Source organism: Pseudomonas graminis, from assembly GCF_013201545.1.
In the GTDB taxonomy this organism is placed as follows: Bacteria; Pseudomonadota; Gammaproteobacteria; order Pseudomonadales; family Pseudomonadaceae; genus Aquipseudomonas.
In genome coordinates this window covers 5,296,214-5,310,329 of the sequence record NZ_CP053746.1, presented here as the reverse complement: position 1 = coordinate 5,310,329, position 14,116 = coordinate 5,296,214, and the positions used below count along the sequence as shown (strand labels likewise).

Here is a 14,116-nt window from a genome sequence, read left to right as displayed (position 1 = left end):
CGTTACAGCCTGAGAAGCATCAACCGCTCAACGCTGGCGTGATTCGGATCGCTTTCGGGCAATTCCTGCCAACCCAGCGTCAGGTACAGCTGGCGCGCCGGGTGATTGCCGGCCTCCACCGCCAGCATCAATTGCTCGGTGTCTGGCCATAACGCCTGCGTCAATCCGGGCAGCGCGCGCAGGCACTGCTTGCCCAGTCCCAGACCCTGAAACCGTTTATCAATCATCAGCGCGTGCAATGTGGTGGTGATGCGCGGGCGGTCACGTGCCCAGTCCGGCAGCAGCGACCTGCGCTTGAGTACGAAGAAGCCCCGGGGGGTGTCGTCGATCAGCAGCACGAAGCCTTGCCGGTCGGCGACGGGACGGGCGGTCAGCGTGTGCAAACCGCCATGGATGTCGCCGACGTGGCGGATCTGCTCGGGCAGCAGCTCGATCTCCAGCACCTGGCGCTGTTGCGTGGGGGAGAGGGAGTCGTATGGGGTGAGCGCGAAATGCATCGGTGGTTCCTGTGTCTTGCGCCTGGTGGGGTCGGGCAGGGGGAAGCCACTGGCTTGCCGGCGGTGAAAATTCAGGCCCCATTGTGCCGCATCCCGCGGTTTGTTGGCTGCGTCGTGCACACCGCGAGGGCTTGGATACGCTCAAAATCTTAATCTGAAACAAGAGGTTGTAACTTCGCGCGAGACCGGTACAATGGCGCGGCTCGCCACTGGCGAGCGTCGTTATGGTGACCCCATCGGTCCCCCCGCAACGATTACCCGTGAACCTGGTCAGAGCCGGAAGGCAGCAGCCACAGCGGGAACATTGTGTGCCGGGGTGTGGCTGGTGGGGTTGCCTCCATAACGCTCTCCTCTCTAGATTCCGCCGTTTCTTCTGCTTTTAGTAATTCCCACTGCACCGCGCATGATGCGACTGTCTGCGTCATTTGCGTTCCCCCGGCCCACCGTTTTCATTTTTCCGGAATCTTCCTTCCAATCCACTGCAACAGACCTGTTTCATGGTGATCCAGTCTTTGCGCGGGGTTCCATCTGAAGGAATTGCAATGATCACGGCTTGTAAGCCTTTGAGCTTGTTTTGCGCTGAGTTTTAGCCAGCGCTTGATCGCGCTTTGTAGGACTGTGGTGGCGTTCGTGAAAGACGTCTCTGATTCTGAAAATTTCGTTTTGATTTTGAATTGCCGGTATGGGGTCTTGGTACTACTCTGATTTTCCCGAGCAAGGAGCGAGCTATGGAATTTCTAGCGAGAGTCAACGCGTTATCGGCCAAAATCCAGCAGCAATCTGCTGCCATCCAGACTGAGGAAGCAACCAAGACAGCATTTGTGATGCCGTTCATCAATTCTGTGCTTGGATATGATGTATTTGATCCGCTGGAAGTAGTCCCAGAATACATCTGCGATGTTGGAACCAAAAAAGGGGAGAAAATCGATTACGCCATTATGAAAAATGGCGAGGTGCAAATCCTGATCGAGTGCAAAAAAATCGGCGAACCCCTTCATATCAATCATGCCGGTCAATTGTTTCGCTACTTCCACGTCACCAGTGCGCGAATTTCCATACTCACCAACGGCCGGGTCTACCGGTTTTATACCGACCTCGACGCGCCCAATAAAATGGACGACAAGCCGTTTCTGGAGCTGGATCTGCTCGATCTCGACGAACACGCCCTGCCCGAGCTGGAGAAGCTCACAAAATCCGCTTTTGACGTGGACTCCATCATCAGCGCGGCTGGGGAGCTGAAGTACGTAGGCCAGATTAAGAGGGAGATTGCCGCTCAATTCACCAAACCTGACGATGAATTTGTTAAGTTTTTCGCGGCCCGTGTTTACGAAGGAATCATCACCCAGAAAGTTCGTGAGCAATTCGCAGTGTTGACGCGAAAGGCTGCTGCGCAGTTCTTGGGCGATCAAGTCAATGACCGGCTTAAGTCCGCCATCAGTGGTCCGATCCAGCCGACATTCGCGATGGCCCCTGTTGATAGCAATCCAGCGAGTGAAACGGTGGAAGAGACAGAGGACGATCGGGTTCAAACCACGCTCGAAGAACTGGAAGGTTTCCATGTAGTTAAAGCTATCGTGAGATCGGTCGTTGACGCCAAGCGCATTGTGCACCGGGATACGCAGAGCTATTTCGGCATCCTGCTCGACGACAACAATAGGAAACCCATATGCCGGCTACATTTCAATCGGAGTCAAAAGTACATAGGTATTTTTGATCGCGAGAAAAACGAAACCCGGCATGCAATTGATTCGGTCGACGATATATATAGCTTCTCCGATCACCTGAAGGGTGTGATTTCACACTACAGCTAATTCAGTCAGTCGGTACGAGATGCCTGCGCTGGCAAATGCTTAGGTGCGTTTCCAGCGTAGGGGGCGGGCGGACGAGCTAGTGCTATCGCAATGGTGACTCACATAGTCCGCGTTTGGCATCATGCCGCGCCCCACCCAAGAATTGACATGCGCCCAATCTGGTCAGTTTAATCCGACCAGCCCGTTGCCAACCCACGCTGAACCACAGAGTTAAGGCCGTAAAGTTCCTGACGACTGCCGCTAGAATGGTCCCACTCTGGCCGGAAGCAAACGCGGGGCTGGAATCCCAGAAGTCTCATTACAAGCTGTCCTGCAATCATGCTCTCACCTCGCGCTCAGGCCGCTGGACTGTCATTCGTCTGTATATAGGTCGCTCACAACCTCCCGGCCTGATGGCGACAGGCGCACTTCGATGAACTCGTCCCCGTTTTCATCAGAAGCATTCTTACTCACTGCGTATCCCTTGGTGACCAAGTGGCGAAGTGTGTGTACATCCTCACCCTTGACCACAGATTGTCCTGCCTGCAGGGCGAGCAGATGCTTGATTTCAGCTGATAGCAATTGCATACGGTGTTCCCCTCATCAATTGGAAATCTCACCGTACAGCCTAGCCTGAGGTAGGTTTTTCTGGACGAATTAAAGAGGTCTGCGGGCCCTGATGTCAGGTTCTGCGGCAGGGCCGCCATTCAGTTTCTCAGAAGCGGTTTCAGGCGTTTCAGCCAGATTCTGCAAGCCGAACTCGGCACCGTATCGTCTGGCCCTCGACACTTGGCGCAAAGCCAATCGCCCCGACAGACCCAAATAAATCTGCCCTCCATTTGGATCAATACGATAGTCTTCGCACCATTGTCGATACGGACACCTGACTGGAACGCGATTGATGGCCCCTGATGACTATCTGGTAATGAGCAGCGCGGAGTGGGCGGGGCTGCGCGCCAGTACGCCATTGACGTTGTCCGAAGAAGACCTCGCCGCATTGCGAGGCGTGAACGAGGACATCTCGCTGGAGGATGTCGCCAACATCTACCTGCCGTTGTCGCGCCTGATCAATCTGCATGTCAGTGCTGCACGCAACCTCGACAGCATCAAGGACACCTTTCTCGGACGCCCTGCCAAACGTCAGACCTATGTGGTCGCGGTGGCGGGCAGCGTCGCGGTGGGCAAAAGTACCTTCGCCCGGGTGCTGCAGGCGCTGATGGCGCGCTGGCCGGATCATCCCCGGGTCGATCTGATCACCACCGACGGCTTTCTGCACCCCAATGCCCGGCTCGTCGCCGACGGCATCATGCACCGCAAGGGTTTTCCGGAAAGCTACGATCGCAAGCGCATGGTCAAGTTTCTCTCCGACCTCAAGGCCGGCACGCCGGAAATCACCGCTCCGGTCTATTCCCACATCAGCTACGACATCGTCCCGGACCAGTTCTTCAAGGTCAGCCAGCCCGACATCCTGATTTTCGAAGGGCTGAATGTGTTGCAGACCGAGGGCAATGACGGGCAGAAGCCGGGCAGCATCGTCTCGGATTTCTTCGATTTCTCGATCTATCTGGACGCCGAAGAAGGCGACATCGAGCGCTGGTACGTTGAGCGTTTTCTGATGCTACAACGCACCGCGTTTCGCGCGCGAGGCGCGTACTTCCGCGAGCTGGCCGACCTGCCGCCGGAGAAATCCCCGGACGCGGCGCGCAAGATCTGGCACGACATCAACCGTCCCAATCTGCTGGAAAACATCCTGCCGACCCGCGAGCGCGCCAGCCTTGTGGTGCGTAAGGCGTCGGATCATTCGGTGAAGGAACTGTGGCTACGCTGATGAGGAAGTCCATCGCGGCCGCGTCGGCGTTATTCGCGTTGTGCGTCAGCACTGGCGCTCTGGCGGACGGCAACAAGTTGCTGCTTGAATGCCAGGACGGGATCAACAGCATGAGCGGCGCCGTGGCGCAGAACGGCGTGGGTGTCGGCCATTGCGTCGGGGTCCTGCAAGCGACGATGGACACCCTGGACCTGTTCCACGAAGCGGGCGGATTGCCCCGACTGGTGTGCGTGCCCGAAGGCGGTATTCCGATGATTCAGTCGATGCGCATCATTGTGCAGTCCTTGCAGGCGCATCCCGAGAGTCTGCATCTGAATGAGTCCGTGCTGGTTGTCGCGGCGTTGAAAAACGCGTTTCCCTGCCAGTAACCCTCACGTTTTGCGCTAGCCTTTGCTTGATCCAGACGAGATGCTCCGGGTCGACCTGTGCCGCCGCGTCTGCGACGGCCTTCAGCAAGGATGCCGACGATGCGGATCAACGCACTGATTGTGTTACTGCTTACCGGTCTCGTGGCCGCCACATACGGTTTCGGGATCTACCTCTTTGCCCAACTGGTGCCGGACATGCGCGCCAGCCTGGGCTTCGATATCGCCTACGTGGGCACCATCACCGCAGCGGGGCAGGCCGGGTTTCTCGCCAGTGCGTTGCTGGCGGCATGGCTGACGCCTCACGTTGGCGGCGGTTGGGTGATTTTCGGATCGGGCGCCGTGTGTGCGCTGGCCTTGCTGCTTATGCCCTTGGCGCAGAATGTGTTTTTGATTGGCCTGCTGCTGACGATTCTGGCCGGCACGGCAGCAACGGTGTTCGTGCCGATGGTCGACGTGATCGCGAGCGCCGTGCCCTACAAATACCGCGGTATGGCCATGGGGCTGGTGTCGAGCGGCACCAGTTACGGCGTGTTCATTAACAGCCTGCTGGTGCCGTTTTATGCGCCCCAGGGCGAGTGGCGCACGGTGTGGTGGATCGTTGGGCTGATCACGGTCGTGCTGGCCGTCGGCGTGTTTCTGGTCTTCAAACGTGCGCTGCTCTTTATGCGCAACGACGAAAGTGCCAGTGATGGCGCGCCACGTGGAGGCGTTCTGCGTGAGGCGCTGCAGGGCTGGGTGTACGCAGTCTGGTCGATGAATTTTCTGATCGGCTTCTCGACCTTTCCGTTTCAGAACTACCTGTCGTCCTACTTGCGCACAGAGCTGCATTTCGGCGTCGAGTACACCGCGCAGATCTGGGCCAGCATCGGCTTCGTCGGCATGTTCAGCGGCCTGGCGCTCGGCGCGTTGTCGGACCGCATCGGCCTGCGGGCGGCGATGTTGCTGGTGTACGTCTGCGTGGCGACGGCGGCGTTGATTCTGGTCGTCGCGCCGACCGGCTACTGGCCGCTCGTGGCGGGCGTCGTGTTCGCCGTGGCCTTCTACCCGATCTTCGGACTGATCCCCGCGTACGTGTCGAAGATGGCGTCCCGCGCGGCGCTGGCCGTGACCATCTTCGGCATCGCCAACATCATGCAAGGCGTCGGCGGCATGCTCGGCAATTACTGCGCCGGGCTATTGGCGAGCGTCAGCGGTTCGTTCGTTGCGGTGTATGGGGTGATTGCGGGGGTCGCGGTGGTGCTGGCGGTGTTGACGGTTTGCTTGCCGAACGAGCCCGGCGGTCGGCAGGCGGCTTGATTACACATAAGATCAGCCCACCTGCCAGCGATGGTTGCGCGCGCGGCTACACTGGAACGAGCTACGCCGGAAACTGCAGCGCGTTGCTCAGATCACCCATCGGCGTCTGACCCCGTGCCGCCATGGCGTTGTCGCGCCCGGTCAATCCTTCCAGTTTCTCCAGACCATGCACCCGCGTAATCAGACGCAGGATCGAGGCGGTGTCGTACACCGTGTGGTCGACCGTGCCCTTGCGCGCGAACGGTGAGATGACAATCGCCGGCACCCGCGTGCCCGGGCCCCAGCGATCGCCCTTCGGCGGCGCGACGTGGTCCCACCAGCCGCCGTTTTCATCGACGGTGATGACGATCACCATGTTTTTCCACTGCGGGCTGTTGCGCAGCACTTTGATGGCGCGATCGATATGTCGATCACCCGCAGCCACGTCGGCGTAACCGGCGTGCATGTTGAGGTTGCCCTGAGGTTTGTAGAAGGTCACCGCGGGCAGCTTGCCGGCCTCGGCATCGGCGAGGAATTTATTGGTGCTCGACTCATCCCCCAGGCCACCGTCGCGCAAACGCTTGTGGCGCTCGCCCGGGTTTTCCGGCCCTTGCTGTTTGAAGTAGTTGAAGGGCTGGTGGTGGTACTGGAAGTTCGGGATCTTCGGGATGCCGGTCGAGTCCTTGTACTCGTCCAGCGTCACCTGCCAGGCGCCGGCGTACCAGGCCCAGTCGACGTTCTTCTTCGACAGCTTGTCGCCGATGTGGTCATGGGTTTGCGGCACCAGCACGTTGGCCAGCCCCGGCTGCGAATAGTCCGGTTTCTCCTTGTCCCGCAGCCAGGTCGGCCAGTAGGGCGGGGCCATGGTGTTGACGCCGTAACCGTCCGGCGTCAACGCGCTCGGGCCGAATTGCGGCGGGCCGGTCATGGCGCTGGCGGGTGACTTCTCCAGCGGTTTGAGCCGGTAGTCCAGCGGATCGCTGCTTTCCAGCACGGCGATCTGTGACTTGGCGGGGGAGTTTGCCGCATCCGGATAAAAGGGCGCACGGGCCGAGATCAGGTACTGGTGGTTGAGAAACGAACCGCCGAAAGCGCCCTGGAAGAAGTTGTCGCAGAGCACGAACTCTTTGGCGACGTCCCACAGGCGCAGGGAATATTGGGTCTGGGCGTAGTAGCCCATGGTCAGGCCGCCGGAGTCTGCCCAGGCAACGAAAGCGTCGTTCTTGCCACCGTTGATCTGCATCTGGTTCTGGTAGAACACGTGCCACAGGTCGCGGGTAACGACGCTCAATGGCAGGTCTTCGCCGCTCGGGCCTTTGAGGGGGAAGGGCGCGTTGGGCAGGTTTTCCTGATACTGCACGCCCGTCGCGTAGGTGACGCCGTCGACGCTTTGCGGGCCGATCTGGCAGACGCCCCCCCAGCACTGCGGCAGGCTGTCGAGGACCTTGCCGTCACGGTCGCGCTGGCGGTATTGCTCGGGTTTCACGGCTGAAAGCGGGTGCTCAACGCCCGGGAAATTGGCGAACAGGTTATTGAAGCTGCGGTTCTCACCGTAGATCACCACGATGGTTTTGATGTTGTCCTGCAGCGCTTTGTCCAGCGCCGGGCCGGTCAACAGGGTGTCCGTCGCAGGCTTGCCTTCAGGGGCTGCTTCGGCCGCGCCCACCACACCGCTGAGGGTCGCGCCGGCGCCCAGTACCGCGACGCCGCCGAGGAAGCGTCGACGGCTGCCATCCACCGGTGTCTGGGGGGCCGAAGCCTGTGCGGGATCTTCCGGTTTCTTGGTCATGGCGGGCGCTCGCAGGTCGAGTTGTTACAACATGTGTCGCCGGAGCCTAGCGAGGGAACATGACGGGATTGCTACAGCGATAGGCGACATCAAATTTGCGGTGTGCCACCTAATGCCTTCCCGGCTAAAGCCGGTCCCACTGAGTGCGCGCGATCTTTTAGTGGGACCGGCTTTAGCCGGGAAGAGGCCAGTGTGTACGCCATCAGTCTTGCGGTGTGACGCCTGACGCTTTCCCGGCTAAAGCCGGTCCTACGATCGGCGCCAGCCCCACAATCGAAAGTCGCAGGCAGTCTCACAACAGGAAAGCGGCGCAGCCTCAATACGGGTCGTCGGGGTTGCCCGAATGCACCTGATACCGCTCGACAATCCGCTCGATCTCCCCGGACATCTTCATCCTCAGCAGCGTGCGCATGATGCGTTGCGCGGGTACGCTCGGGTCGTTGCGCGCGACGCAACCCACGGGCTGTTCATCGATAACCCACACCGCCCTGAGTTTCTCGTCGGCTTTCTGGTCGCGGTTGTACCAGTCCAGCGACCACTGGGTGTCCACGGCGTATCGGTAGCGATGGGCCGAGAGCTTTTGCAGGACCTGCTCCTGGAGTCTGGCGTCTTCGCGGATCAAATCGCGCGTGGCGAACAGTGGGTCCAGCACCGGGTAGGCATAGCCCAGCACGGTGCCGATGTGATCGCCGAGAATCGCGCTCAACTGAAAGGGTGCGGTGTCGTAGGCACTGCCGACCAGCACGTTGCGCTGGGTCAGCAGTGGCAGGCTCCAGGTGTAGTCGCCCGACATGTCCGGCAACCAGGACTGCGCGGCGTAACAGCGCACATCGACGTCACCGCGCTCGGTCGCCGCCTGCACCCGAAGCCGTGGATACACGCGATATTCGGCAGTCTGGCCGATCTGCCGGGCCAGGCTTTCCATGATGTCGAAAAGAATGCCGGTCTCAGGTCCGTCGGGACCCACTTGCATCAGCGGCATCGACCAACTGTCGGCCACGGCGAAACGCAGGGGCGGGCCTTGCGCCGCAGCAGGTGCGCTCAGTAACTCCACGGCGCCCAAAAGTCCCAAGCCACTCACCCACACTCGCATCCGGATCCCTCGAAGTAACAGTGCGACGCTTCAAGCCTGCTGTGTCTTCGGAATCCAGGTGCGGAACCTTATGGGGGAACCATCTCGCGGAGCCGTCTTGCGGAGCCAGGCCAGCCATCATAAAGCGAAAGCAGCGGACATCAGATGCAATTTTGCCCCTGCTCCGCTAGCATTGGCGGTCTTCCGCAACCCAGTCGCGACGGTTTTCAATGAGTTATCAGGTTCTTGCACGTAAATGGCGTCCGCGCTCGTTCCGCGAAATGGTCGGCCAGACCCATGTGCTCAAGGCCTTGATCAACGCGCTGGACAGTCAGCGCCTGCACCACGCCTATTTATTCACCGGCACGCGAGGGGTCGGCAAGACCACCATCGCGCGGATCATCGCCAAGTGCCTTAACTGTGAAACCGGCATCACGTCAACGCCCTGCGGCGAATGCTCGGTGTGCCGCGAAATCGACGAAGGCCGGTTTGTCGACCTGATCGAGATCGACGCCGCCAGCCGCACCAAGGTCGAAGACACCCGCGAGCTGCTCGACAACGTGCAATACGCCCCCAGTCGCGGCCGCTTCAAGGTCTACCTGATCGACGAAGTGCACATGCTCTCCAGCCACTCGTTCAATGCGTTGCTCAAAACGCTGGAAGAGCCGCCGCCCTACGTCAAGTTCATCCTCGCCACCACCGATCCGCAGAAGCTGCCGGCGACCATTCTGTCCCGCTGCCTGCAGTTCTCCCTGAAAAACATGACGCCCGAGCGTGTGGTCGAGCACTTGACCCACGTCCTTGGCGTGGAAAACGTTCCGTTCGAAGACGACGCGCTGTGGCTGCTGGGTCGCGCGGCCGATGGCTCGATGCGTGACGCCATGAGCCTGACCGATCAGGCAATTGCTTTCGGCGAAGGCAAAGTGTTGGCGGCCGACGTGCGCGCCATGCTCGGCACGCTGGATCACGGCCAGGTGTTCGACGTGCTGGCTGCGCTGATCGAGGGCGATGCCCGCTCGCTGCTTGAAGCCGTGCGCCATCTGGCCGAACAGGGCCCGGACTGGAGCGGCGTGCTCTCGGAGATTCTCAACGTATTGCACCGGGTCGCCATCGCCCAGGCGCTGCCTGAAGGGGTCGATAACGGCCACGGTGATCGCGATCGCGTACTGGCGCTGGCGCAGTCATTGCCCGCCGAAGACGTGCAGTTTTACTACCAGATGGGCCTGATCGGTCGCCGCGATCTGCCGTTGGCGCCGGACCCCCGTGGCGGCTTTGAGATGGTGCTGCTGCGCATGCTGGCGTTCCGGCCCGCAGACGCCGACAACGCGCCGACGCAACCGTTAAAGTCAGTGGGGATCAACCCGGCCACGGTTGATTCCCGGACAGCGGTGGCGCGTTCAGCATCCGCAGCACCCCATCCTGTCACTGCCCCGTCGCCAGCGCCTGTTATCGCCAAGCCTGCTCCGGTGGCCGTGCCCGACGCTCAACCTGCGAAGGCAAAGGCTGAGGAAGAGATCGACCTGCCCTGGAACGAGCCGAAGGTCGCACCGCCAGCCCCTGCAGCAGAGCCTGAACCAGAGCCGTCTTCGCAGCCCGCTTCCGAATCCGTCGCCGAGATTCCCGAGCCCGTCCTCGACACCGTGGCCGAGCAGCCTGATCTGACGCCAATGCCGGCGCCGGTCCCCGCGAGCCCTGTGCCGGAAGCGCCCGAAGTCGAGTCGTCAGAGCAACGGCAAGCCGCCGCCGACGCCGTGACACTGCAGATGATCGAGCACGTGCCCGACGCGACGCCTTACGTGCCGGCGCCCATGGACCGCGACGACGAGCCGCCGCCCGATGACGACTACAACGAACCGGACATCGACATCGATCCGGCGTCGTTCGCCTATCTCGATGACCTGGCCCACGAAGCGGTCGAAGCGGTGGAGAAGGAGCCCGAGCTGTTGCCGGCTTCCAAGCCTGCCACCGGGCTGGCGGCGGACTGGCTTGAGCTGTTCCCGAAACTGCCGATTTCCGGCATGACCGGCAGCATCGCCGCCAACTGCACGCTGATTTCGGTGGAGGGCGACAACTGGCTGCTGCACTTGGATCCGGCCCACAGCGCGCTGTTCAACTCGACGCAGCAGCGCCGTCTGAACGACGCGCTGAACCAATACCATGAACGCACCCTCAACCTGAGTATCGAACTGATCAAGCCCGAGCAGGAAACCCCGGCTCAGGCAGCGGCGCGTCGGCGTGCCGATCGGCAGAAGCAGGCCGAAGCGGCGATTCACGGCGATCCGTTTATCCAGCAGATGATGCAGCAGTTCGGTGCGTCGATTCGCGATGACACAATTGTTCCGGTGGATGCGCCGACCCAGGCTTAAGTCCACGCCCGATGATTCCCGGGGGCGCTAAGCTGATAGGGCGCCCCTTATTGTTCAACGACTTTCTATCCAATGACTTCCGAGGAGTAACTCCCATGATGAAAGGTGGCATGGCAGGCCTGATGAAGCAGGCTCAGCAGATGCAGGAAAAAATGGCCAAGATGCAGGAAGAGCTGGCCAACGCTGAAGTGACCGGCCAGTCTGGCGCCGGTCTGGTCAGCGTGGTCATGACCGGGCGTCATGACGTCAAGCGCGTCAGCCTGGACGACAGCCTGATGCAGGAAGAGAAGGAAATTCTCGAAGACCTGATCGCCGCAGCCGTCAACGACGCTGTGCGCAAGATCGAAGCGGCCAGCCAGGAAAAGACCGCCAGCATGACCGCCGGCATGCAACTGCCGCCGGGCATGAAGATGCCGTTCTGATCGGACCGCTGTAGCGACACCCGAATGCCAGGCCCTCGCGCCTGGCATTTTTGTTTGCGGACGGCACCAAGACCGCCCGCATTACGCGCGTCATATGGAATCCCACATTCGACCGAACCCGTCCCGCCGCCCACGGTCTGCTTTCTATACCCTCGCAACCCTTCATCATGGAGCCCAATCCGATGACTCAAGAATTGATCCTCAACCAGCGTGTGGTCCTGGCATCCCGTCCCCAGGGCGCACCGACCCCGGAAAACTTCCGACTCGAGCGCGAGGCGCTGCCGGACTTGCAAGACGGCCAGGTGCAATTGCGCACGCTCTATCTGTCCCTCGACCCCTACATGCGCGGTCGCATGAGCGACGCCCCGTCCTACGCGGCGCCGGTAGAGATCGACGCGGTCATGGAAGGCGGTGCGGTCAGCGTGGTCGAGCAGTCGCGCAACCCGAAGTTCAAGGAAGGCGATCTTGTCGTGGGCCAAACCGGCTGGCAGACCCACAGCATTTCCGATGGCAGCAACCTGTTGATGGCGCCGAAGGATTTGCCCAGCCCGTCCATGGCGGTGGGCGTCCTCGGCATGCCGGGCATCACCGGTTACATGGGCTTGATGGACATCGGCAAGCCGAAAGCGGGCGAGACCCTGGTCGTCGCGGCAGCTTCCGGGGCGGTCGGCTCGGTGGTCGGCCAAGTGGCCAAGCTCAATGGCCTGCGGGTGGTGGGCGTTGCCGGTGGCGAGGACAAATGCCGTTATGTGGTCGACGAGCTGGGCTTTGATGCTTGCATCGACCACCGCAGCGACGACTTCGCCGAGCAGTTGAAGGCGGCCGTCCCGAACGGCATCGACATCTATTTCGAGCTGGTCGGCGGCAAGGTGCTGGAATCGGTCATACCGCTGCTCAATGAGCGTGCGCGGGTGCCTCTGTGCGGCCTGATCGCCCATTACAACGCCCAGAGCGAGCCAGAAGGGGCGAATCGGCTGCCGCTGCTGATGCGCACGCTGCTGACCAAGCGCGCGAAGATTCAGGGCTTCATCGTCTACGAGGAGTACTACCACCGTCTGGACGAGTTCATGCAGGCCATGATTCCGCTGGTGAAAGACGGCAAGGTGAAGTTCCGCGAAGACGTGGTGGAAGGCTTGGAGAACGCGCCGGATGCGTTCATTGGCCTGCTCGACGGCAAGAACTTCGGCAAGCTGGTGGTCAAGGTCTCATGACCCTGATTTGACGGTAATCGGAGGCGCGGGTATAAACCGCGTCTCGTGTTTTTGTCGGACGTTTCTCCAATGAGCTTCAGCCCCCTGATTCGCCAGTTGATCGACTCCCTGCGCATTCTCCCCGGCGTCGGTCAGAAAACCGCCCAGCGCATGGCGTTGCAGCTGCTGGAGCGCGATCGCAGTGGTGGCTCGCGTCTGTCCCAGGCGCTGAGTCAGGCGATGGAAGGCGTTGGTCACTGCAAACAATGCCGCACCCTCACAGAAGAAGAACTCTGCCCGCAATGCTCGGACGTCCGGCGCGACGACACGCTGCTCTGCGTGGTCGAGGGCCCGATGGACGTGTATGCGGTGGAGCAGACTGGGTACCGCGGGCGTTATTTCGTGCTCAAGGGCCACTTGTCGCCGCTGGATGGTCTGGGGCCTGAAGCCATTGGCATCCCGCAACTGGTCGCGCGGATCGAAGAGCAGGGCTCGTTCACCGAAGTCATCCTCGCCACCAACCCGACGGTCGAAGGCGAAGCCACGGCGCACTACATTGCTCAGCTACTGACCAACAAAGGCCTGGTCACTTCGCGCATTGCCCACGGCGTGCCGCTGGGTGGCGAGCTGGAACTGGTCGACGGCGGCACGCTGGCGCACTCGTTCGCAGGGCGCAAGCCGATTCAGTTGTAGGTAAGTTCCCTGTCTTCAGTACGCCCCCTGTCTTGCAGCGACTGCAGGACCTGTAGGAGCGAGATTGCTCGCGAAGGTAGCCTTCCTACCGCTAGATATCTGGCGGCGGTACCGGCCTCTTCGTGAGCAAGCTCGCTCCCACAATATCGTGTTCGCTCAGGAGCAGCAGTGTCAGCTGGCCTGACGTCTGGTGCTGTGATCAGACGTCCACGGGTGGCTTCTTACTTATCCGTCAACGCAAACTGGGTCAAACAGAACGTCGGGATTTCCATGTCGCGCAGGCGTTGTGAACCGCCCAGCTCAGGCAGGTCGATGATCGCAGCGGCTTCGTGAACCTTGGCGCCCATGCGGCGGATCAGGTTGGCGGCGGCGACCAGGGTGCCGCCGGTGGCGATCAGGTCATCGAACATCACCACTGAATCCCCGTCGCACAAGCTGTCAGCGTGGACTTCCAGCAGCGCTTCGCCGTATTCGGTCTGATAGGCCTCGGCCAACACGTCCGCCGGTAATTTCCCCTGCTTGCGAAACAGCACCAGCGGTTTGTTCAGTTCGTAGGCGACGATCGAGCCGATGAGAAACCCGCGCGCGTCCATGGCGCCGACGTGCGTGAACTCGGCATCGATGTACCGCTGGATGAAGCTGTCGATGACCAGGCGCAGGGCCTTGGGTGACTGGAACAGCGGGGTGATGTCACGGAAAATCACGCCGGGCTTGGGGAAGTCCACCACAGGGCGGATGAGGGATTTGATGCTGACTTCGTCGAAAATCATAAGGATCTCGGGCAGGACATGACTCAAAAGACGCCAGTCTAAGCCCGCCCGGGCCA

At 60.9% G+C, this 14,116-nt stretch carries 13 protein-coding genes and 1 other RNA gene; 9 read left to right on the top strand and 5 right to left on the bottom strand.

The annotated features are described in order from the left end of the window. Nucleotides 1-2: 2 nt before the first annotated feature. Nucleotides 3-497 carry a GNAT family N-acetyltransferase gene (locus FX982_RS23570; protein WP_172612812.1) on the bottom strand — a complete coding sequence of 165 codons (495 nt, stop codon included), beginning with the start codon at nt 495-497 and terminating at the stop codon, nt 3-5. Between the two features lie 234 nt (nt 498-731). Here FX982_RS23570 and ffs point away from each other — a divergent pair. Next, an RNA gene (ffs, locus tag FX982_RS23565) (signal recognition particle sRNA small type) lies at nt 732-828 on the top strand. Between the two features lie 397 nt (nt 829-1,225). Next, nucleotides 1,226-2,308 carry a type I restriction endonuclease gene (locus tag FX982_RS23560; protein WP_172612811.1) on the top strand — a complete coding sequence of 361 codons (1,083 nt, stop codon included), beginning with the start codon at nt 1,226-1,228 and terminating at the stop codon, nt 2,306-2,308. 351 nt (nt 2,309-2,659) lie between these two features. Here the strand turns inward: FX982_RS23560 and FX982_RS23555 are convergent, their stop codons facing one another. Continuing rightward, nucleotides 2,660-2,875 carry a hypothetical protein gene (locus FX982_RS23555; RefSeq protein WP_172612810.1) on the bottom strand — a complete coding sequence of 72 codons (216 nt, stop codon included), beginning with the start codon at nt 2,873-2,875 and terminating at the stop codon, nt 2,660-2,662. A gap of 313 nt (nt 2,876-3,188) precedes the next feature. Here FX982_RS23555 and coaA point away from each other — a divergent pair, with 313 nt between their 5' ends. The 3 genes from coaA to FX982_RS23540 all read left to right on the top strand — a co-directional run bounded on the left by coaA (nt 3,189) and on the right by FX982_RS23540 (nt 5,779). Continuing rightward, on the top strand, nt 3,189-4,115 hold the full coding sequence (coaA, locus tag FX982_RS23550) for a type I pantothenate kinase (RefSeq protein ID WP_074889248.1): 927 nt from the start codon (nt 3,189-3,191) through the stop codon (nt 4,113-4,115). Continuing rightward, nucleotides 4,115-4,483, top strand: a complete 369-nt coding sequence (locus FX982_RS23545) for a Rap1a/Tai family immunity protein (RefSeq protein ID WP_172612809.1) — start codon at nt 4,115-4,117, stop codon at nt 4,481-4,483. Before coaA ends, FX982_RS23545 begins: the two co-directional genes overlap by 1 nt. Nucleotides 4,484-4,582: 99 nt before the next feature. Further along, entirely contained in the window at nt 4,583-5,779 is a 1,197-nt protein-coding gene (locus tag FX982_RS23540; protein ID WP_172612808.1) for an MFS transporter, read from the top strand. 61 nt (nt 5,780-5,840) lie between these two features. Here FX982_RS23540 and acpA read toward each other — a convergent pair whose 3' ends face one another. Both acpA and FX982_RS23530 read right to left on the bottom strand, forming a co-directional pair. Further along, nucleotides 5,841-7,547 (bottom strand): acid phosphatase, encoded by a 1,707-nt coding sequence (gene acpA, locus FX982_RS23535; protein WP_172612807.1) that lies wholly within the window; start codon nt 7,545-7,547, stop codon nt 5,841-5,843. 316 nt (nt 7,548-7,863) lie between these two features. After that, nucleotides 7,864-8,640, bottom strand: a complete 777-nt coding sequence (locus FX982_RS23530) for a substrate-binding periplasmic protein (RefSeq protein ID WP_172612806.1) — start codon at nt 8,638-8,640, stop codon at nt 7,864-7,866. A 209-nt stretch (nt 8,641-8,849) separates the two neighbouring features. Between FX982_RS23530 and dnaX the strand changes: the two genes are divergently transcribed. The 4 genes from dnaX (at nt 8,850) to recR (ending at nt 13,290) form a co-directional block, all read left to right on the top strand. After that, nucleotides 8,850-10,985, top strand: a complete 2,136-nt coding sequence (dnaX, locus tag FX982_RS23525; protein ID WP_172612805.1) for a DNA polymerase III subunit gamma/tau — start codon at nt 8,850-8,852, stop codon at nt 10,983-10,985. A 95-nt stretch (nt 10,986-11,080) separates the two neighbouring features. After that, the gene (locus FX982_RS23520; RefSeq protein WP_065988699.1) at nt 11,081-11,407 is read left to right on the top strand and encodes a YbaB/EbfC family nucleoid-associated protein; all 327 of its coding nucleotides are present in this window, start codon (nt 11,081-11,083) and stop codon (nt 11,405-11,407) included. 182 nt (nt 11,408-11,589) lie between these two features. Beyond that, nucleotides 11,590-12,618, top strand: coding sequence for an NADP-dependent oxidoreductase (locus FX982_RS23515; RefSeq protein ID WP_122622663.1), 1,029 nt, complete (start codon nt 11,590-11,592; stop codon nt 12,616-12,618). Between the two features lie 69 nt (nt 12,619-12,687). Then, nucleotides 12,688-13,290 (top strand): recombination mediator RecR, encoded by a 603-nt coding sequence (gene recR, locus FX982_RS23510; protein ID WP_065988697.1) that lies wholly within the window; start codon nt 12,688-12,690, stop codon nt 13,288-13,290. A gap of 221 nt (nt 13,291-13,511) precedes the next feature. On the opposite strand, the gene FX982_RS23505 is transcribed toward recR, so the two are convergent. Then, nucleotides 13,512-14,060 carry an adenine phosphoribosyltransferase gene (locus FX982_RS23505; protein ID WP_122622664.1) on the bottom strand — a complete coding sequence of 183 codons (549 nt, stop codon included), beginning with the start codon at nt 14,058-14,060 and terminating at the stop codon, nt 13,512-13,514. Nucleotides 14,061-14,116: the final 56 nt, after the last annotated feature.

What these genes read in the sequence shown, in the direction of transcription:
- FX982_RS23570 (WP_172612812.1), bottom strand. Translation starts at nt 497, where the DNA reads ATGCATTTCGCGCTCACCCCATACGACTCCCTCTCCCCCACGCAACAG.
- FX982_RS23560 (WP_172612811.1), top strand. Translation starts at nt 1,226, where the DNA reads ATGGAATTTCTAGCGAGAGTCAACGCGTTATCGGCCAAAATCCAGCAG.
- FX982_RS23555 (WP_172612810.1), bottom strand. Translation starts at nt 2,875, where the DNA reads ATGCAATTGCTATCAGCTGAAATCAAGCATCTGCTCGCCCTGCAGGCA.
- coaA (WP_074889248.1), top strand. Translation starts at nt 3,189, where the DNA reads ATGGCCCCTGATGACTATCTGGTAATGAGCAGCGCGGAGTGGGCGGGG.
- FX982_RS23545 (WP_172612809.1), top strand. Translation starts at nt 4,115, where the DNA reads ATGAGGAAGTCCATCGCGGCCGCGTCGGCGTTATTCGCGTTGTGCGTC.
- FX982_RS23540 (WP_172612808.1), top strand. Translation starts at nt 4,583, where the DNA reads ATGCGGATCAACGCACTGATTGTGTTACTGCTTACCGGTCTCGTGGCC.
- acpA (WP_172612807.1), bottom strand. Translation starts at nt 7,547, where the DNA reads ATGACCAAGAAACCGGAAGATCCCGCACAGGCTTCGGCCCCCCAGACA.
- FX982_RS23530 (WP_172612806.1), bottom strand. Translation starts at nt 8,640, where the DNA reads ATGCGAGTGTGGGTGAGTGGCTTGGGACTTTTGGGCGCCGTGGAGTTA.
- dnaX (WP_172612805.1), top strand. Translation starts at nt 8,850, where the DNA reads ATGAGTTATCAGGTTCTTGCACGTAAATGGCGTCCGCGCTCGTTCCGC.
- FX982_RS23520 (WP_065988699.1), top strand. Translation starts at nt 11,081, where the DNA reads ATGATGAAAGGTGGCATGGCAGGCCTGATGAAGCAGGCTCAGCAGATG.
- FX982_RS23515 (WP_122622663.1), top strand. Translation starts at nt 11,590, where the DNA reads ATGACTCAAGAATTGATCCTCAACCAGCGTGTGGTCCTGGCATCCCGT.
- recR (WP_065988697.1), top strand. Translation starts at nt 12,688, where the DNA reads ATGAGCTTCAGCCCCCTGATTCGCCAGTTGATCGACTCCCTGCGCATT.
- FX982_RS23505 (WP_122622664.1), bottom strand. Translation starts at nt 14,060, where the DNA reads ATGATTTTCGACGAAGTCAGCATCAAATCCCTCATCCGCCCTGTGGTG.